General features: G+C 55.7%; 16 protein-coding genes. 7 read left to right on the top strand and 9 right to left on the bottom strand.

Going from position 1 to position 19,445, the window contains the following annotated elements; all coding sequences use genetic code 11:
* Positions 1 to 9 precede the first annotated feature (9 nt).
* Positions 10 to 1,986, bottom strand: coding sequence for a monovalent cation:proton antiporter family protein (locus IUJ45_RS07285; RefSeq protein WP_082308669.1), 1,977 nt, complete (start codon positions 1,984 to 1,986; stop codon positions 10 to 12).
* 148 nt (positions 1,987 to 2,134) lie between these two features.
* On the opposite strand from IUJ45_RS07285, the gene IUJ45_RS07280 reads away from it, so the two are divergent.
* Together IUJ45_RS07280 and gap are read left to right on the top strand one after the other, a co-directional pair.
* Entirely contained in the window at positions 2,135 to 2,974 is an 840-nt protein-coding gene (locus IUJ45_RS07280; protein ID WP_002228902.1) for an RnfABCDGE type electron transport complex subunit B, read from the top strand.
* A 199-nt stretch (positions 2,975 to 3,173) separates the two neighbouring features.
* Positions 3,174 to 4,205: a type I glyceraldehyde-3-phosphate dehydrogenase gene (gap, locus tag IUJ45_RS07275; protein WP_002221877.1), complete on the top strand. Its 1,032-nt coding sequence runs from the start codon at positions 3,174 to 3,176 to the stop codon at positions 4,203 to 4,205.
* A gap of 255 nt (positions 4,206 to 4,460) precedes the next feature.
* On the opposite strand, the gene aat is transcribed toward gap, so the two are convergent.
* Positions 4,461 to 5,186 carry a leucyl/phenylalanyl-tRNA--protein transferase gene (gene aat, locus IUJ45_RS07270; RefSeq protein ID WP_002246766.1) on the bottom strand — a complete coding sequence of 242 codons (726 nt, stop codon included), beginning with the start codon at positions 5,184 to 5,186 and terminating at the stop codon, positions 4,461 to 4,463.
* 69 nt (positions 5,187 to 5,255) lie between these two features.
* Complete coding sequence (gene fur, locus IUJ45_RS07265; RefSeq protein WP_002218609.1) at positions 5,256 to 5,690, bottom strand: ferric iron uptake transcriptional regulator; 435 nt, start codon at positions 5,688 to 5,690, stop codon at positions 5,256 to 5,258.
* A 218-nt stretch (positions 5,691 to 5,908) separates the two neighbouring features.
* Here fur and IUJ45_RS07260 point away from each other — a divergent pair, with 218 nt between their 5' ends.
* Together IUJ45_RS07260 and dapB are read left to right on the top strand one after the other, a co-directional pair.
* On the top strand, positions 5,909 to 6,286 hold the full coding sequence (locus IUJ45_RS07260; protein ID WP_002228895.1) for an outer membrane protein assembly factor BamE: 378 nt from the start codon (positions 5,909 to 5,911) through the stop codon (positions 6,284 to 6,286).
* A 9-nt stretch (positions 6,287 to 6,295) separates the two neighbouring features.
* Positions 6,296 to 7,105: a 4-hydroxy-tetrahydrodipicolinate reductase gene (gene dapB, locus IUJ45_RS07255; RefSeq protein ID WP_002246737.1), complete on the top strand. Its 810-nt coding sequence runs from the start codon at positions 6,296 to 6,298 to the stop codon at positions 7,103 to 7,105.
* On the opposite strand, the gene IUJ45_RS07250 is transcribed toward dapB, so the two are convergent.
* From IUJ45_RS07250 to IUJ45_RS07230, 5 genes are read right to left on the bottom strand one after another with little or no spacing between them, the layout of a single operon-like run.
* A complete protein-coding gene (locus tag IUJ45_RS07250) occupies positions 7,102 to 7,347 on the bottom strand; it encodes a hypothetical protein (RefSeq protein WP_033909046.1) in 246 nt (81 codons plus the stop codon). The two genes, dapB and IUJ45_RS07250, sit on opposite strands and share 4 nt — an antisense overlap.
* Before the next feature lie 17 nt (positions 7,348 to 7,364).
* Positions 7,365 to 7,760, bottom strand: a complete 396-nt coding sequence (locus tag IUJ45_RS07245) for a hypothetical protein (RefSeq protein WP_029770368.1) — start codon at positions 7,758 to 7,760, stop codon at positions 7,365 to 7,367.
* A gap of 17 nt (positions 7,761 to 7,777) precedes the next feature.
* Complete coding sequence (locus IUJ45_RS07240; RefSeq protein WP_002246754.1) at positions 7,778 to 8,023, bottom strand: hypothetical protein; 246 nt, start codon at positions 8,021 to 8,023, stop codon at positions 7,778 to 7,780.
* A gap of 7 nt (positions 8,024 to 8,030) precedes the next feature.
* Entirely contained in the window at positions 8,031 to 9,203 is a 1,173-nt protein-coding gene (lpxB, locus tag IUJ45_RS07235) for a lipid-A-disaccharide synthase (protein ID WP_079887158.1), read from the bottom strand.
* Between the two features lie 47 nt (positions 9,204 to 9,250).
* Complete coding sequence (locus IUJ45_RS07230) at positions 9,251 to 10,243, bottom strand: RluA family pseudouridine synthase (RefSeq protein WP_002224797.1); 993 nt, start codon at positions 10,241 to 10,243, stop codon at positions 9,251 to 9,253.
* A gap of 493 nt (positions 10,244 to 10,736) precedes the next feature.
* Between IUJ45_RS07230 and IUJ45_RS07225 the strand changes: the two genes are divergently transcribed.
* Complete coding sequence (locus IUJ45_RS07225) at positions 10,737 to 13,496, top strand: Rne/Rng family ribonuclease (RefSeq protein ID WP_002243201.1); 2,760 nt, start codon at positions 10,737 to 10,739, stop codon at positions 13,494 to 13,496.
* Positions 13,497 to 14,636: 1,140 nt separating this feature from the next.
* Here IUJ45_RS07225 and pdxA read toward each other — a convergent pair.
* A complete protein-coding gene (gene pdxA, locus IUJ45_RS07220) occupies positions 14,637 to 15,626 on the bottom strand; it encodes a 4-hydroxythreonine-4-phosphate dehydrogenase PdxA (protein ID WP_002245804.1) in 990 nt (329 codons plus the stop codon).
* A 159-nt stretch (positions 15,627 to 15,785) separates the two neighbouring features.
* On the opposite strand from pdxA, the gene IUJ45_RS07215 reads away from it, so the two are divergent.
* Together IUJ45_RS07215 and mnmG are read left to right on the top strand one after the other, a co-directional pair.
* The gene (locus IUJ45_RS07215; protein WP_002215509.1) at positions 15,786 to 17,213 is read left to right on the top strand and encodes an alanine/glycine:cation symporter family protein; all 1,428 of its coding nucleotides are present in this window, start codon (positions 15,786 to 15,788) and stop codon (positions 17,211 to 17,213) included.
* A gap of 324 nt (positions 17,214 to 17,537) precedes the next feature.
* Positions 17,538 to 19,433, top strand: coding sequence for a tRNA uridine-5-carboxymethylaminomethyl(34) synthesis enzyme MnmG (gene mnmG, locus IUJ45_RS07210; protein ID WP_033909302.1), 1,896 nt, complete (start codon positions 17,538 to 17,540; stop codon positions 19,431 to 19,433).
* The last annotated feature ends 12 nt before the right edge of the window (positions 19,434 to 19,445 follow it).

The following is a 19,445-nucleotide window of genomic DNA, read 5'->3' as shown; positions in this document are numbered from 1 at the left end:
GCATTTCATTTATATTCCCTGCAAACTCCAGTTTTCAAAAGAGATAATTTCTTCTTTTTTGCCTGCGACCACCAACACGTCACCGCCTTCCAATGTAAACGAGGCATCCGGGTTTTCAATCCGGCCGGTGCGGCGGCGGACGAACAAGAGTTTGATGCCGTAAGCCGCCATCGGAAGCGTGCCGACTGTTTTGCCGACGGCGTATGCTTCTGCAGCCAAAGGAAAGGCGTGGCGGACGGTTTCGCCGGTTTCGCCGAATCCTGCCTCATCATCACTACCGACAAACAGTCCCTCCAACGCGGCATAACGGCTGTGGCGGATATTTGCCATCGTCTGATAGACGTGCCGATACGACGCGCCGTTGCCTAACATCGCATAGCCTGCCAGCACGAGTCCGGTTTCTTTGGTGTCCGACACGGCTTCTTCCGCACCTATATCGGTAAACGTTTTCACATAATCGTCGTTGGTGGCGCGCACATATACGGGCATATTGGGATACATGGACAGCACATTGTCTAAAACGTGTTGCGTTTCGTGCATATTGTTGAGCGTAACCACCACCATTTTCGCCCGTCCCAGACCGGCGGCTTCCAATACTTCCCTGCGTTTCGCATCGCCGAACGACACCGGTTCGCCCGCACTTCTGGCAACCTGCACCCGCGCAATGTCCAAGTCGAGCGCGAAATACGGAATATCCTCTTGGGCAAGGACGCGTCCGACCGTCTGCCCGCCCCTGCCGAAGCCGACAATCAGCACATGGTCGGACTTGCTCATGGTTTCTACCAGCATACTGTGCAGATCGAGCGACTTCATGTCCCAGCTTGACTTGACCAAACGCCCGACCAGTGCATCGCTGCCGCCCAAGAGGAAGGGCGCGATAATCATCGACAGCAGAACCGCCGCCGTCGCCGCCTGTTCCCATTCTAGCGAAACCATATCAAGCTGCCCGGCAATGGCCAGCATCACGAAGCCGAACTCGCCGCCCTGCGCGAGATACAAAGCCGTTTTGAGGCTGTCGCCGACCGAATGTTTCATTTTGAAGGCAATGGCAAACACAACCAGTGCCTTCAACACCAGCAGCATTGCCAACAGCATCAATACCTGCCGCCAGCCGCCGATTAATGCCTGAATGTCCAGCTTCATGCCGACCGTGATAAAGAAAAAGCCGAGCAAGATATCGCGGAACGGGCGGATGTCGTCTTCGACTTGGAAACGGTATTCCGTTTCCGAAAGCAGCATCCCCGCCACAAACGCGCCCAACGCCATAGACAAACCTTCCAGCTCAGTCAGATAAGCCACACCCAAGGTTACCAGCAGCACATTGATCATAAAGAGTTCGGACGATTTGTGTTTTGCCACCATCCTGAACCATCGCGACATAATTTTGCTGCCGACGAAAAACAGCAGCCCCAGCGTCAGCAGCATTTTTGCAAACGCCAAACCCAAGGCCGCCCAAATATTTCCGTCCCCTCCGCCCGCCAGCGCGGGAATCAGAATCATCAGCGGCACGACGGCGATGTCCTGCATCAGCAGCACGCCCATCGCCATCTGACCGTGCGGCTGCCCCAATTCCGTCTTTTCCGACAAAATCCGGCTCACAATCGCCGTGGACGACATCGCCAACGCGCCCGACACGGCAAACGCCCAATTGAACGGCACGCCCGTAAGCATCAGTATGCCCATTACCGACAGCATCGTAACGCCGACCTGCAAACCGCCCAGCCCGAACACCAGCCGCCTCATCGCCCTCAACTTGGGCAGCGAGAACTCCAAACCGATGCTGAACATCAGGAACACAATCCCGATTTCGCCCAAATAATCCGTCGCATGGCTTTTCGGAATCAGGCTGAGCATACCGGGCCCCGCCAAAAAGCCCACCAGCAGGTAGCCCAGCATGGAGGGAATGTTGAACTTGCGGCACAGGATCACCGTAATGACCGACACCAGCAAAACAATCACAATAGGGGCAAGCGAAAATTCGTTCATAGACCGTCCGAACAGGAAAATACAGAAAAATGCCGTCTGAAACGGCATACGCCGCCGTATTATAACAAAACACCGCGCACCATCCGAAACGGGCGCGGCATACAATTCTGCTAAAATACGCCCTTTCGATTTTGAGCCGCACACCGACATGACCGCCACAGCCGCCGCCATAGACCGCCTGCTTCCCCAAACCCAATGCCGCGAATGCGGCTACGACGGCTGCCTGCCCTACGCACAGGCAGTCGCAACAGGCGAAGCGTACAACCTCTGCGCCCCGGGCGGAGAAGCCGTCATTCGGGACATTTCCGCCCTGCTCGGCAAACCCCTTGTCGCACCTGCCAAAACCCAAGCCAAAGCACTCGCCCAGATAGACGAAACCGCCTGTATCGGCTGCACCGCCTGCATCCGCGCCTGCCCTGCCGATGCCATTATGGGTGCGGGCAAACTTATGCACACCGTCATCGCCGACGAATGCACCGGCTGCGGACTCTGCGTCGCCCCCTGCCCCGTCGACTGCATCCATATGCAGCCCGTTGCCGACACCGTCCTGCCCCGCGCGCGCCGCTTCAGCCTGTCCGCCGACAGCCGTTTTGCCGCCGCCGAACACGCGCGTGCGCGCTACCTCAAACGCAACGAACGCAAACAGCGCGAAGCCGACGAACGCAAGGCCATGCTTGCCGAACGCGAAGCCGCCGTCCGCAACGCGCGTCCGCAAACACCCGACACACCGAAAAAACCGGCGTTTAACCCTGCCGACCTCATCGCCAAAGCCATGGCAAAAGCGCAAACCCAACAAGACCGCCTCGCCGCCGCCGACAACCGCAAAGACTATCAGGCGAAACAGATAGCCGAAGCCCGCGAACGCGCCGAGTTGCGCCGCGCCCAACGCGATATGAAATACGGCAGCGACAGCGAAAAAGCCGCCGCCCTCGAATATCTCAAACAATACAAAGCCAAACAGGAAGCCGCACAGAATACCGCCTCCTGACCCTTCCCTGATATGCCGTCTGAAAACCGTTTCAGACGGCATTTTATCAAGCTCTCCGTCCGCCGCACCCGTGCCGTCCGCATCTTACCGCCCACCCTTCCGGCCGCGCCGTTTTCAATAAAATATTAATTACACGCCACTACAAATTTGCTATAATCCGCCCCGAAAATCTACCCAACCCTCAACAAAGGAACGAACCATGGGCATCAAAGTCGCCATCAACGGCTACGGACGCATCGGCCGCCAGGTTTTGCGCGCCATCTACGATTATCAGATTCAAGACCAACTCCAAATCGTCGCCGTCAACGCCAGCGGCAGCCTTGAAACCAACGCCCACCTCACCAAATTCGACACCGTGCACGGACGCTTTGAAGCCGACGTATCCCACGACGGCGGCAACCTCATCGTCAACGGCGACAAAATCCCCTTCTTCTCGACCCGCAACCCTGCCGAACTGCCGTGGAAAGAACTCGGTGTCGATTTGGTCATGGAATGCACCGGCGCGTTCACCAGCAAAGAAAAAGCCAAAGTTCATCTGGAAAGCGGCGCGAAAAAAGTCCTCATTTCCGCACCGGGCGGCGACGATGTCGATGCAACCGTCGTGTACGGCGTGAACGACAGCATCCTGACCGCCGACATGACCGTCGTTTCCAACGCTTCCTGCACCACCAACTGCCTCTCGCCGGTTGCCAAAGTGTTGAGCGAAAGCGTCGGCATCGTCAAAGGCGCGATGACCACCATCCACGCGCTGACCAACGACCAAACCGTTACCGACGTGCGCCACAAAGACCTGCGCCGCGCCCGCAGCGGCGTGGAAAACATGATTCCGACCAAAACTGGCGCGGCAAAAGCCGTCGGTTTGGTACTGCCCGAATTGAAAGACAAACTCGACGGGCTTGCCATCCGCGTGCCGACCGTCAACGTATCATTGGTAGATTTGAACTTCCAAGCCGCGCGCGACACGACAATCGAAGAAATCAACGCACTGATGAAAGCCGCCTCGGAAGCAGGCGCGCTCAAAGGCGTTTTAGGCTACAACACCCTGCCCTTGGTTTCCATGGACTTCAACCACACTACCGAAGCCAGCCACTTCGACGCAACACTGACCAAAGTCGTTGACGGCAACATGATTAAAGTCTTCGCATGGTATGACAACGAATGGGGCTTCAGCTGCCAAATGCTGAACACCGCACGCCGTATGTTCGGACTTGAAGTGCGCCCGCTCAAATAAGCAATAAACCGTCAAACAAAATGCCGTCTGAAACCCGATGTTTTCAAGTTCCAGACGGCATTTTTCATTTTTCACCGTGATTTTACCCGGCTGTCGTCATTTCCAATTTTATAGTGGATTAAATTTAAATCAGGACAAGGCGACGAAGCCGCAGACAGTACAAATAGTACGGCAAGGCGAGGCAACACCGTACTGGTTTAAATTTAATCCACTATAATCCACCATATTTGAACCTGACCGAAGCATAAGCCGCCATCAAAGCCCCCTGCACGCCACTTCGCGCCGCCCGATTTCCTCTTTCAACGGCACGGCGTTCAACATCCGCAGACGTTCGGCAAAATCCGCAAACGGCAGCAGCTCCGAACCGAAACGGCGCATATGTTCCGTGTCCTGCTGGCAGTCTATCAGTTCTACACCCAAATCCGCCAAAAACGGCACGGCGCAGGCAAACGCGATTTTCGACGCATCCGGTTGTAATGCGAACATCGATTCGCCGTAAAACACCCTGCCGATTTGCACGCCGTAAAAGCCGCCCGCCAACCTCGTTTTACCGTTTTCATCGGGATAATGGCACTCGAAAGAATGCGCGTACCCCATTTCGTGTAGCTTCAAATATGCCGTCTGAAACTCGGGCGCAATCCAAGTTCCGTCCTGATTCGGGCGCGCCGCTGCCGCACAATGCGCGACCACTTCCGCAAAACAGCCGTTGACTGCAACCCGATAGCTGCCGTTGCGTAGCGTTTTCGCCAGCGAGCACGGAACGTGCAGACGTTCGGGAACAATCACCGCACGCGGCCCGACCGCATACCAAAAAAACCAACCGTCCCGCAAAAACCAAGGAAACACGCCGTTCTGATACGCCTCGAGCAGCCGCCCCGCATCCAAATCGCCGCTCACGCCGACCAGCCCGTCGCACCAGGCCAAAGCATAGGCAGGATCGGGAAAGGCATAATTGTCAGGGGCAAGCAGCGGAATACGCATGGCAGTTCTCCAAAAACACAGACGGCATCCAAAATCATGAATGCCGTCTGAACAACAAACCGTCCGGATTTAACGTTTGCCCTTGGCCTGACAGTCGCTGCACACGCCGTACATATACAGCGCGTGATCGACGATGCGGTAGCCGTTTTCCTCGGCGATTTTGTCTTGCAGGGCTTCGATTTCGGGATTGTGGAACTCCGTTACCTCGCCGCACTTCACGCAGACGATATGGTCGTGGTGGTCGCCCTTGTCCAACTCATAAACCGCCTTGCCCGTTTCAAAATGGTGGCGTTGCAAAATGCCCGCCTGCTCAAATTGCGTCAGCACGCGGTAAATCGTCGCCACACCGATTTCCACACCCTCTTCCAACAAAATGCGGTACACATCTTCCGCACTCAAATGCTCTTCCGCATGCGTCTCGAACAAATCCAAAATCTTCAAACGCGGGCCGGTAACCTTCAGACCGCTGTCTTTCAGTTGTGCAATATTGTTGAATTTTTCCATAATATTCAATACCCCTGTAAAACAATAGACGTTATAATACGCAATTTCGGCCTGTTTGCCCACTATCGCACCATAGCAGTTTGCAATAGTAAAACCGCACCGGCGGCCGATGCGCGGACAGGGCGGATACCGCTTAATCGTATGATTATCGTTCGCTTTTATAAAATATTCAAGCAGTGTTACACTACCCATCCCGATTTGCACAGAAAGGCATTTCCGTGAACAAAACCCTCATCCTCGCCCTTTCCGCCCTCCTCGGCCTTGCCGCGTGCAGCGTCGAACGCGTTTCACTGTTCCCCTCGTACAAACTCAAAATCATACAGGGCAACGAACTCGAACCTCGCGCCGTCGCCTCCCTCCGCCCCGGTATGACCAAAGACCAAGTCCTGCTCCTGCTCGGCAGCCCCATACTGCGCGACGCATTCCATACCGACCGCTGGGACTATACCTTCAACACCTCCCGCAACGGCATCATCAAAGACCGAAGCAATCTGACCGTCTATTTTGAAAACGGCGTGCTCGTCCGCACCGAAGGCAACGCCCTGCAAAATGCCGCCGAAGCCCTCCGCGTAAAACAAAACGCAGACAAACAATAAGGAACACACATGACACCGCTCAAAATCGCCATCGCCGGCGCAAACGGCCGTATGGGGCGCGTCCTCGTCGAAGCCGTCAACAACCATCCCGACACCGTCCTTTCCGGTGCGCTTGAACACTCAGGCTCAGAAGCCCTCGGGCTGGACGCAGGCTACGCCGTCGGACTCAAAACCGGCATCGCCATTTCAGACGACGTTGACACCGTTCTCGCACAAAGCGACGTACTCATCGACTTCACCCGCCCCGAGCCCACCCTCAAACACCTGCAAAAATGCGTTGAAAAACAAGTCAACATCATCATCGGCACAACAGGCTTCGACGATGCGGGCAAAGCCGCCATCCGCGCTGCCGCCGAAAAAACAGGCATCGTTTTCGCCGCCAACTTCAGCGTCGGCGTCAACCTCACCTTCCACATCCTCGACACCGTCGCCCTCGTACTCAACGAAGGCTACGACATCGAAATCATTGAAGGTCACCACCGCCACAAAGTCGACGCACCTAGCGGCACCGCGTTACGCATGGGCGAAGTCATCGCCGGCGCGCTCGGCAGAGACCTCAAACAATGCGCCGTTTACGGCCGCGAAGGCCACACCGGCCCGCGCGATCCGTCCACCATCGGCTTTGCCACCGTCCGCGCGGGCGACATCGTCGGCGACCACACCGCCCTCTTCGCCACCGACGGCGAGCGCGTGGAAATCACCCACAAGGCAAGCAGCCGCATGACCTTTGCCGCCGGCGCCGTCCGCGCCGCAGTTTGGGTAAACGGTAAAACGGGTTTGTACGATATGCAGGACGTACTCGGGCTGAACAACCGTTAACCCCCATACAAAATGCCGTCTGAAAAGATATTGTTCAGACGGCATTTTGCCGACAGGCTCCGTATCGGCATATGTTTCAACACACAGGACGACACATAAAGCGTCGCCCTATGTGTTGCCCTGATTCGGAAGGGGTTACGCCCCTCCCAAATAAAGTCTGATTCTACCGCCCCGAAGGACAGATGTCCGAGTGGCGGGGTTTCAACCGAAAAGGAAATACGATAAAGTTGCTTGCGCGGCATGACAAGCTACGGCTCGTTTAATTAAAACTCTCCTGATCTAAAAATTCTAACTCTATTTCCCGGCAAACTATATCTATACTAAAACCGGTCGGAAGATCATACCTACCGCCTATCACTTCCAGCGCACCTCCATAATCCAAGATTTCATCATCCTGCTTTAATTCTCCAAGTTCCAATACATTTTTGATATTTTTATCTTGGTTCTTCGTGGCGTATCCATAGATAAATTTCAGATAGCTGAACTGCTTGAATTTAATTTTTACCCATTCTGAATAATTGGGCATAGGGATCTCTTGAGGAAAGTCTGGATAATCCACATCCTTAACGATGATATGGAACTCATCGTTTTTCAAAGTATAGTTTAATAGAGTGCCCTCATATATATACAGAAATTGATAATCTTTTTTTGGAATAGTATTAAGTTGTCATATTATTTTACCTTTTCAAAAACAATGGTTTTATAATTACTTGATCTCAAGTCGCCTCCATTGCTCAGATGAAATTTCAGTTGTTTAAACTCTTCCTTTAACAGACCATTATATTTTAACCTTAATCCCATTCGGGCCAGTTCTGCTTCATTTGGAATTCCTCTTAAATACTTATTGTTTGATGTGCCATTAATCACAATTTCTCCCCCTTCTTTTGTAATACGTGCTGCTTCAAGAAGATAATCCATTAACCGCTCAACATCCCGCCTCTTCCAAAACCGCGCGCGCGGCCAAATCCGCCGTATCTTTTTTCAACAGCAGGTGCAATACCCTGAAATCCTGTTGCAGCGCGGCAACCTTATCGGGGTGTTCGTACCAGTCCGCCAACGCCGCCGCCAGTTTTTCCGGTACGGCATCATGTTGAAGCAGCTCCGGCACAGCCTCCTTACCCAACAGGATATTCGGCAGGCCAACATGCGGCACTTTGATTTTGCGTTTCACATAAGCATAGGTCAGCGGCGAAATCTTGTAGCTGATGACCATCGGACGCTTGCACAACGCCACCTCCAAAGTCGCCGTACCGCTCGTTACCAGCACCGCATCCGCCGCCCTGCACACTGTTTCAGACTGTCTGTCGATTACCGTCAGCGGCAATCCGGCAAACTCCGGCCGCTGCAAAACTTCCGCCAAACGCCGCTTCGTCGCCTCCGTTGCGGCAGGCAGCAGGAAGCATGCGGCAGGATAGCGTTCCAACAACAATAATGCCGTCTGAAAAAACACCGGCGCCATATAGTCGATTTCGCTGACGCGGCTGCCGGGCAGCAGGGCGAATACGGGGATGCCGGCATCCACGCCCAAAGTTTGCCGCGCCGTTTCACGGTCGTCTTCCAAGGGCATAAGCTGCGCCATCGGATGACCGACAAACTCCGCACGTCCGCCCGCATCGAGATAAAGCTGCGGCTCCATCGGGAACAGGCACAACACGCGGTTGACCTGATGCACGATTTTGCCCACACGTTCCCGCCGCCACGCCCACACCGACGGGCTGACATAATGCACGGTCGGAATCCCCGACCGTTTCAGCTTTTCCGCCACACCCAAATTAAAATCGGGCGCATCGATACCGACAAAGACATCAGGTTTCAACGACAGCAAATCCCGTACCAGCCCCCTGCGTATCCGTAAAATTTCCGGCAGCCGCCTGACCACTTCGACAAAGCCGCGCACCGCCAGCCGCTCCTGATCATAAAGGCTCTCGAAACCTTCCGCCTTCATCAGTTCGCCGCCGATACCGACAAAACGCGCCTGCGGACAACGCTTGCGGATGGCGCGTATCAGGTGCGCCCCCAACAGGTCGCCCGACGCTTCGCCGACACTGACGGCAATCAAAGGGCTTTTTTTATCAACCATATTCGTCTGTCCCCACATACTTTCACGTCCCGATGCCGTCTGAAGGCTTCAGACGGCATCGGGGTTCACATTTTCGTCCCGTTTTCCAACATCACCGCAAACTGTGCCAAGTCCGGCGGCAGCTCCGCCTTCAACACCAGCGGCTCGCCCGTGAGCGGATGGTTCAAGTGCAGCTCGGACGCGTGCAAAAACATCCGCTTCAAACCCAACTTCTGCAAACGACGGTTCGCCTGATAATCGCCGTAGCGTTCGTCGCCCGCAATCGGACAGCCTTGAGATTGCAGGTGGACGCGGATTTGGTGCGTACGACCCGTTTTCAGCGTTGCCCGCACCAAAGTCAGGTGCGACAGCCCGACACCGTGCAAAATGCCGTCTGAAAAACGGCTTAACACACGGAACACCGTGTGCGCCGACTGCCCGTCCTCGCTGACGCGTACCATCTTTTCGCCTTGTGCGCCGGTATATTTGAACAGGGGCAGTTTGACATGGAAATTGTCGTCCGGCAGTTTGCCCACCCCCAGCGCAAGGTAGATTTTTTTGGGGTGGTCGTTACGGATGGCTTCGTGAAGTTTGACGAGCGCGCTGCGTTTCTTCGCCACCATCAACAAGCCGCTCGTATCCTTGTCCAAACGATGAACCAACTCCAAATACTTCGCCTCCGGACGGGCGCGGCGCAACTGTTCGATAACGCCGAAACTCACGCCGCTGCCGCCGTGGACGGCAACGCCGGACGGTTTGTCGATGACCAAAAGCGCATCGTCTTCGTAAACAACGTCAAACGCACGCGCCGGTACGGCGGCACGCCTTTCAGACGGCATTTCCTTCTCCGCCACGCGCACAGGCGGAATCCGCACCGTATCCCCCTCCGCAATACGGCTGTCGGGTTTGCAGCGTTTCTTGTTCAACCGCACCTCGCCGGCGCGGATAATGCGGTGGATATGGCTCTTGGGAACACCCTTGAGGATTTTTATCAGATAGTTATCAAGGCGTTGACCCGCCTCATGTTCGGCAACCCCTATCAAGCTGACCGAATCTTTGCTTATTTCGTGCGTTTTCATCTATAATCCGAACATCCGTTTCAGCAAAAAGCGCGCCCGCCGCGCCCCCCTGAAACGGTTTACTTTAAAACGGAATTTTATATTAAAAACGCACTCCGCAAAGCATTTTCCCTGCGCCTGTTCCCAGCCGGCAGGCGCAGAACGTAATCAAGTTTGAATTGATTTTGCCGTTTCGGCGCGGAAGTAAGACGGCAGCCGGGCCCCAAGTCCCAAACGCAAACCGCCCAAAACACAGGCATCACGATAACAAGAAGAAGCCGGCCCCCATTTTTCCGACCGCAGCGTTCGGAACGCGGCAGACAAACCGCCGCATCGATCTTTATAGCCTTCTGTATCCGACCCTTCCGCACACGGTTCTCCGGAACGTGCATCCCTGCGGATTTTCAACTCAAAAACTGATTACCGGTTTTATCCGAAAACATCGGAAAACCCAGCCTTACGGAATGCCGAACCGGACCGGCGCGCCCGAATGCCGCCCGTCCACGAGGTGATCATGAAAAGAATGTTATTCAACGCAACGCAGGCCGAAGAGCTGCGCGTTGCCATCGTCGACGGACAAAACCTGCTGGATTTGGACATCGAAACGCTGGGCAAAGAACAGCGCAAAGGCAATATCTACAAAGGCATCATTACCCGCATCGAGCCGTCGCTGGAAGCGTGTTTCGTGGATTACGGAACCGACCGCCACGGCTTCTTGCCGTTTAAAGAAGTCTCCCGCTCATACTTCCAAGACTACGAAGGCGGACGCGCGCGCATCCAAGACGTGCTCAAAGAAGGCATGGAAGTCATCGTCCAAGTCGAAAAAGACGAGCGCGGCAACAAAGGCGCGGCGCTGACCACCTTCATCAGCCTCGCCGGACGCTATCTGGTATTGATGCCGAACAACCCGCGCGGCGGCGGCGTATCCCGCCGTATCGAAGGTGAAGAGCGTCAAGAGTTGAAAGCCGCCATGGCGGAACTCGACATTCCGAACGGCATGAGCATCATCGCCCGTACCGCCGGCATCGGCCGCAGCGCGGAAGAGTTGGAATGGGATTTGAACTATCTCAAACAACTCTGGCAGGCGATTGAAGAAGCAGGAAAAGCGCATCACGACCCTTACCTGCTCTTTATGGAAAGCTCGCTGCTCATCCGCGCCATCCGCGACTATTTCCGCCCCGACATCGGCGAAATTCTGGTGGACAATCAAGAAGTTTACGACCAAGTTGCCGAGTTCATGAGCTACGTCATGCCGGGCAATATAGGCCGTCTGAAACTCTACGAAGACCACACGCCGCTGTTTTCCCGCTTCCAAATCGAACACCAAATCGAAAGCGCGTTTTCGCGCAGCGTCAGCCTGCCCTCCGGCGGCGCGATCGTCATCGACCATACCGAAGCCCTCGTCTCCATCGACGTTAACTCTGCACGTGCCACACGCGGATCTGACATTGAAGACACTGCGTTCAAAACCAATATGGAGGCCGCCGAAGAAGTCGCCCGACAAATGCGCCTGCGCGACTTGGGCGGTTTGGTCGTCATCGACTTCATCGATATGGAAAACCCCAAACACCAGCGCGATGTGGAAAACGTCCTGCGCGACGCGCTCAAAAAAGACCGCGCCCGCGTGCAGATGGGCAAACTGTCCCGTTTCGGCCTTTTGGAATTGAGCCGCCAACGTTTGAAACCGGCTTTGGGCGAAAGCAGCCACGTCGCCTGTCCGCGCTGCGCCGGCACCGGCGTGATTCGGGGCATCGAATCCACCGCCCTGCACGTTTTGCGCATCATTCAAGAAGAAGCAATGAAAGACAACACCGGAGAAGTGCGCGCACAAGTGCCCGTCGATGTCGCCACCTTCCTGCTGAACGAAAAACGCGCCGAGCTGTTTGCGATGGAAGAGCGTTTGGATGTCAACGTCGTCCTGATTCCGAACATCCACCTCGAAAATCCGCACTACGAAATCAACCGCATCCGCACCGACGACGTAGAAGAAGACGGCGAACCGAGCTACAAACGCGTCGCCGAGCCTGAAGAAGACGAATCCGCCAAACCGTTCGGCGGCGAAAAAGCCAAAGCCGCCCGTCCCGAACCCGCCGTCAAAGGCGTGCGCCACACCAGCCCCGCCCCGACTGCCGCCCCCGAGAAAAAAACCTCTTGGTGGGACAGCTTCAAAGCTTGGCTCAAACGCATTTTCGGCGGCAGCGAAACCCAAGCCGCGCCCGCTGCCGAAACCTCCGAAAAACGCAGCACGGCAAACCGCAGCGGCAGCCGCGCCAACAACCGCCGCCAAAACCCGCGCCGCAGCAAACGCGAAGGCAGCAAAGTAGAAGTCCGCGAAGTGGCAGGCAAAACTGCCGGACAGGAAGCGCGTGCCGACAAAGCCGAAACGCGCAACAACGGCAACCGCCGCCGCAACGAACGCGGCGACCGTGCCGCCGGACGCGCCGACGAAGCGGAAATCCAAGACCGCAACATACAGCCTGCCGCAACCGTTGCAGATGCCGCACCGTCCGAAACCGAAGTGCAAACCGGAAAACGCCGCCGCAACGGCAGCCGCAGCGAACGCGGCCAAACCGCGCCGGAAACCGCCACCGTTGCCGAAACAACCGTTCAGACAGCGGAAAACACGCCGTCCGAACCGCATACCGCAGAAGACAAAGGCAGCAAGCCCAAATCCGAACGCAACCGCCGCGAACGCGACAGCCGAGATGCCAAAGAACGCCGCGAGCGCAACAATCAGCGCGACCGCCGTCAAAACGGCAAAAAACGCAATATTCCGTCTGCCGCCAAAATCGAGCAGTACCTGAATATTCACGACACCGCCGACAAAGTCCGTTCCGCCGCCGCGCACGTTTTCGGCGAAACCGACGCAAACGCGCCGATTACCGTCAGCATTGCCGATCCGGTTGCAGAAAGGGATCTTCCGACAGCATCTCCCGCCGTTTCAAACGGCGACGCACCGGTTTATGATGCGGCGGAAAAAATCCGCCGTGCCACCGCCGCCATCCTGCCCGAAGGCGCGACACCGAAAGCCGAAGCACAGGAAATGCCGTCTGAAAACGCAACCTTTACGGCTGCGGCGGAACAGGCACGGGAAACCGCACAAACCGGCGGACTCGTCCTGATCGAAACCGACCCTGCCGCATTGAAGGCATGGGCGGCACAACCCGAAGTCCAAGCCGGACGCGGTTTGCGCCGTTCCGAACAGCCCAAGCCGTCTGAAGCCGCAACCGTCCCTGCCGAAGAAATGATCCAAGTCGAAACCCGGCAAGGCTGAACCGACGGCGGCAAAAAGAGGTTCTGTTCCGCAGAACCTCTTTTTTACATGGGTTCGGATACCTGCAATGCCGTCTGAAACTTCGCCATTCCCGTGATTACCGAAACATTCCGCCATTCCCATGATTCCCGCAACATTCCGTCATTCCCATGATTCCCGCAACATTCCGTCATTCCCATGAAAACGGGAATCTAGAACCTCAAACTTTCGGATAATCTTTGAATATTGCCGTCGCCCAAAGGCCTGGATTCCCGCCTGCGCGGGAATGACGGCGGAGGGTGGACGATGCCGTCTGAAACTTCGCCATTCCCATGATTACCGCAACCTTTCGTCATTCCCGCCACCTTTCGTCATTCCCGTGAAAACGGGAATCTAGAACCTCAAACTTTCGGATAATCTTTGAATATTGCCGCCGCCCAAAGGTCTGGATTCCCACAACATTCCGTCATTCCCGTGAAAACGGGAATCTAGAACCTCTAAACTTTCAGATAATCTTTGAATATTGCCGTCGCCCAAAGGCCTGGATTCCCGCCTGCGCGGGAATGACGGTTTAGAAGTTGCCCGAAACCTCAAAAAAAACCGAAACCGAACAAGCCGGATTCCCGCAACCTTTCGTCATTCCCGTGAAAACGGGAATCTAGAACCTCAAACTTTCAGATAATCTTTGAATATTGCTGCCGCCCGAAGGTCTGGATTCCCGCCTGCGCGGGAATGACGGCGGAGGGTGGACGATGCCGTCTGAAACTTCGCCATTCCCGTCATTCCCGCCACCTTTCGTCATTCCCGTGAAAACGGGAATCTAGAACCTCTAAACTTTCAGATAATCTTTGAATATTGCCGTCGCCCAAAGGCCTGGATTCCCGCCTGCGCGGGAATGACGGTTTAGAAGTTGCCCGAAACCTCAAAAAAAAAAACCGAAACCGAACAAGCCGGATTCCCGCAACATTCCGTCATTCCCGTGAAAACGGGAATCTAGAACCTCAAACTTTCGGATAATCTTTGAATATTGCCGTCGCCCGAAGGTCTGGATTCCCGCCTGCGCGGGAATGACGATTTGGAAATTACCCGAAACCCAAAAACAACTGAAACCGAACAGACCGGATTCCCGCCTGCGCGGAAATGACGGGTCTTTTATCATCTTTAAAGGCTGCCGCGCGCCATCTCGACGGCGGTCTCCACGGCAGTTATCAGGCTGCCGGAATCCGCCCTGCCGGTTGCCGCCAAATCGAGCGCGGTGCCGTGATCGACGGAGGTGCGGATAAAGGGCAGGCCGAGCGTGATGTTCACGCCCTGTCCGAAGCTGTGGTATTTCAACACGGGCAGCCCTTGGTCGTGGTACATCGCCAATACGGCATCCGCGCCTTCGAGCATAAACGGTTGGAACAGCGTATCTGCCGGATACGGGCCGGCGAGGTTTATCCCTTCGCGGCGCAGGTTTTCCAATGCGGGGATAATGGTGTCGGTTTCTTCGTGTCCGAGGTGTCCGCCCTCGCCGGCGTGGGGGTTGAGTCCGGCGACCAGGATTTTGGGATTTTTGATGCCGAATTTGTGTTTTAAGTCGTGATGCAGAATGCGTGCGACGCTTTCAATCAGCGGTTGCGTGATGGCGGCGGCAACGTCTTTCAGCGGCAGGTGGGTCGTTACGAGGGCGACGCGCAGGTCTTTGCCGGCAAGCATCATCACAACCTGCCCCGTGCCGCTTTTTTCCGCCAGATATTCGGTGTGTCCGCTGAAAAAACCTGTGCTTGCGCGCGCGTCGTTGATGATGCCTTTGTGCAGCGGCGCGGTAACGATGCCGTCGAAAATGCCGTCTGAAATGCCTGCGAGCGCGGTGTCCAAAAGTTGCAGCACATAGGCGGCGTTGGCGGGATTGAGTTTGCCCGCCTCAACCGCTTCGACGGCAGGGATGTGCAGCACTTCCAGCTCGCCGTATGCCGCGCCGCCTGATTCCGGATCGAAGTCGCGCAAGACGACGCTTTTGCCCAAGGCTTCGGCGCGCGCGCGCAACAGGTGTTTGTCGCCCAATACCGCGCAGCGGCAGGGCAGGCGTGCAAACGCCAAGTCCAAACAAATATCGGGGCCGATGCCGGCAGGCTCGCCGGAAGTAACGGCAAAAACAGGCTGTTTCATCGTGTTTGCTCCAAACAAAATGCGATTCTAACGCCGCAGCCGCGCGGCGATGTAAATTTTTCTGATTTTGTTGACAATCTGCTAGAATGGGCGTTTACAAAATTTAAACCCTGCTTGCATACCGCCAATATGTGCGGGTTTCAACTTTAAGGAAGCGATATGAACGAGAACTTTACCGAATGGCTGCACGGCTGGGTCGGCGCCATCAACGATCCGATGTGGTCATACTTGGTTTATATGCTTTTGGGTACGGGGCTTTTCTTCACCGTAACCACGGGCTTTGTCCAATTCCGCCTGTTCGGGCGCAGCATCAAAGAAATGCTCGGCGGCCGCAAACAGGGGGACGACCCTCACGGCATCACGCCGTTTCAGGCATTTGTAACCGGCCTTGCCAGCCGCGTGGGCGTGGGCAATATCGCGGGCGTGGCCATCGCCATCAAAGTCGGCGGACCGGGCGCGGTGTTTTGGATGTGGGTAACCGCCTTAATCGGTATGAGTTCGGCGTTTGTCGAATCTTCGCTGGCGCAGCTCTTTAAAGTCCGCGACTACGACAACCACCATTTCCGGGGCGGCCCTGCCTACTACATCACTCAAGGGCTGGGGCAGAAATGGCTGGGCGTGTTGTTCGCCCTGAGCCTGATTTTCTGTTTCGGCTTTGTGTTTGAAGCGGTTCAGACCAATACCATTGCCGATACCGTCAAAGCGGCGTGGGGTTGGGAGCCTCATTATGTCGGCGTCGCCCTGGTGATTTTAACCGCGCCGATTATCTTCGGCGGCATCAGGCGCATATCTAAAGCGGCGGAAATCGTCGTCCCCCTGATGGCGGTTTTGTACCTCTTTATCGCGCTTTTCATCATTTTGACCAATATTCCGATGATTCCGGACGTGTTCGGTCAGATTTTTTCGGGCGCGTTCAAATTCGACGCGGCAGCAGGCGGCTTACTCGGCGGTCTGATTTCGCAAACGATGATGATGGGCATCAAACGCGGCCTGTATTCCAACGAGGCGGGTATGGGTTCCGCGCCGAACGCCGCCGCCGCCGCCGAAGTGAAACACCCTGTTTCGCAAGGTATGATTCAAATGCTGGGCGTGTTTGTCGATACCATCATCGTTTGTTCTTGCACCGCCTTCATCATCTTGATTTACCAACAGCCTTACGGCGATTTGAGCGGTGCGGCGCTGACGCAGGCGGCGATTGTCAGCCAAGTGGGGCAATGGGGCGCGGGCTTCCTCGCCGTCATCCTGTTTATGTTTGCCTTTTCCACCGTTATCGGCAACTATGCCTATGCCGAGTCCAACGTCCAATTCATCAAAAGCCATTGGCTGATTACCGCCGTTTTCCGTATGCTGGTTTTGGCGTGGGTCTATTTCGGCGCGGTTGCCAATGTGCCTTTGGTCTGGGATATGGCGGATATGGCGATGGGCATTATGGCGTGGATCAACCTTGTCGCCATCCTGCTGCTCTCGCCCTTGGCGTTTATGCTGCTGCGCGATTACACCGCCAAGCTGAAAATGGGCAAAGACCCCGAGTTCAAACTTTCCGAACATCCGGGCCTGAAACGCCGTATCAAATCCGACGTTTGGTAAATCCCGCCCTTACCAGAGCCGCTTCCCCGCGAAGCGGCTTTTCCCTTTCCGCACACTGTAAAAACAGGGCGAACAAGCGTACAATCCCAACCCTTTACTTTTGAATCCATTTCGTTTTTCAGACGGCATATTGAATATAGTGGTTTAACAAAAATCAGGACAAGGCGACGAAGCCGCAGACAGTACAAGCAGTACGAAACCGATTCACTTGGTGCTTCAGCACCTTAGAGAATCGTTCTCTTTGAGCTAAGGCGAGGCAACGCTGTACTGGTTTTTGTTAATCCACTATAAATGCCGTCTGAAACACCGTCAGGCAATACACACATGACCCACATGATTTACCCCAAAACCTACGACGTGATTGTCGTCGGTGGCGGCCATGCCGGTACCGAAGCCGCGCTCGCCGCCGCCCGCATGGGCGCGCAGACGCTTTTGCTCACACACAATATCGAAACGCTCGGACAAATGTCATGCAACCCTTCCATCGGCGGCATCGGCAAAGGGCATTTGGTACGCGAACTCGACGCGCTCGGCGGCGCAATGGCGTTGGCCACCGACAAATCCGGTATCCAGTTCCGCCGCCTGAACGCCAGCAAAGGCGCGGCAGTTCGAGCCACGCGCGCGCAGGCCGACCGCATTTTGTACAAAGCCGCCATCCGCGAAATGTTGGAAAACCAAGAAAACCTCGACCTTTTCCAACAAGCCGTCGAAGACGTAACGCTCGACGGCGAACGCATCAGCGGCGTAATCACCGCGATGGGCGTGGAATTCAAAGCCCGCGCCGTGGTGCTGACCGCAGGCACATTTTTGTCCGGCAAAATCCATATCGGTTTGGAAAACTACGAAGGCGGCCGCGCCGGCGACCCCGCCGCCAAATCGCTGGGCGGACGTTTGCGCGAATTGAAGCTGCCGCAAGGCCGTCTGAAAACCGGCACGCCGCCGCGCATCGACGGACGCACGATTGACTTTTCCCAACTGACCGAACAGCCCGGCGACACACCCGTTCCCGTCATGTCCGTGCGCGGCAACGCCGAAATGCACCCGCGCCAAGTGTCCTGCTGGATTACGCATACCAACACGCAAACCCACGACATCATCCGCTCAGGCTTCGACCGCAGCCCGATGTTTACCGGCAAAATCGAAGGCGTGGGCCCGCGTTATTGTCCGTCTATCGAAGACAAAATCAACCGTTTCGCCGATAAAGACAGCCACCAGATTTTCCTAGAACCCGAAGGCCTGACTACGTACGAATACTATCCTAACGGTATCTCCACCAGCCTGCCGTTCGACATCCAAATCGCGCTCGTCCGCAGTATGAAAGGTTTGGAAAACGCCCATATCCTGCGCCCCGGCTACGCCATCGAATACGACTACTTCGACCCGCGCAACCTCAAAGCCAGCCTCGAAACCAAAACCATTGAGGGACTGTTTTTCGCTGGGCAAATCAACGGTACGACCGGCTACGAAGAAGCCGCCGCGCAAGGTTTATTGGCAGGCGCGAACGCCGTGCAATATGTGCGCGGACAAGACCCGCTCCTGCTGCGCCGCGAACAAGCCTACCTCGGCGTATTGGTGGACGACCTCATCACCAAAGGCGTGAACGAACCCTACCGAATGTTCACCAGCCGCGCCGAATACCGCCTGCAACTCAGGGAAGACAACGCCGACATGCGCCTGACCGAAGACGGCTACAAAATCGGCTTGGTGGGTGAAGCGCAATGGCGTATGTTCAACGAAAAACGCGAAGCCGTCGAACGCGAAATCCAACGTTTGAAAACAACGTGGTACACACCGCAAAAACTCGCCGAAGACGAACAAATCCGCGTATTCGGACAAAAACTCAGCCGAGAAGCCAACCTGCACGATTTGTTACGCCGCCCGAACCTCGACTACGCCGCGCTGATGACGCTCGAAGGCGCGATGCCGTCTGAAAACCTCTCCGCCGAAGTCATCGAACAAGTCGAAATCCAAGTCAAATACCAAGGCTATATCGACCGCCAAAACGAAGAAATCGACAGCCGCCGCGACATCGAAACCTTAAAACTGCCCGACGGCATCGATTACGGCAAAGTCAAAGGCTTGTCGGCAGAAGTGCAGCAAAAGCTCAACCAGCACAAACCCGAAACCGTCGGGCAGGCAAGCCGCATTTCCGGTGTAACGCCTGCCGCCGTCGCACTGCTGATGGTGCATTTGAAGCGCGGATTTAAAGACGCGAAATAAACACATCGGCGC

Source organism: Neisseria meningitidis (assembly GCF_022869645.1).
Lineage (GTDB): Bacteria > Pseudomonadota > Gammaproteobacteria > Burkholderiales > Neisseriaceae > Neisseria > Neisseria meningitidis.
Note: the sequence above shows the minus strand (reverse complement) of the source record. Positions and strands in the feature narration are given on the sequence as shown.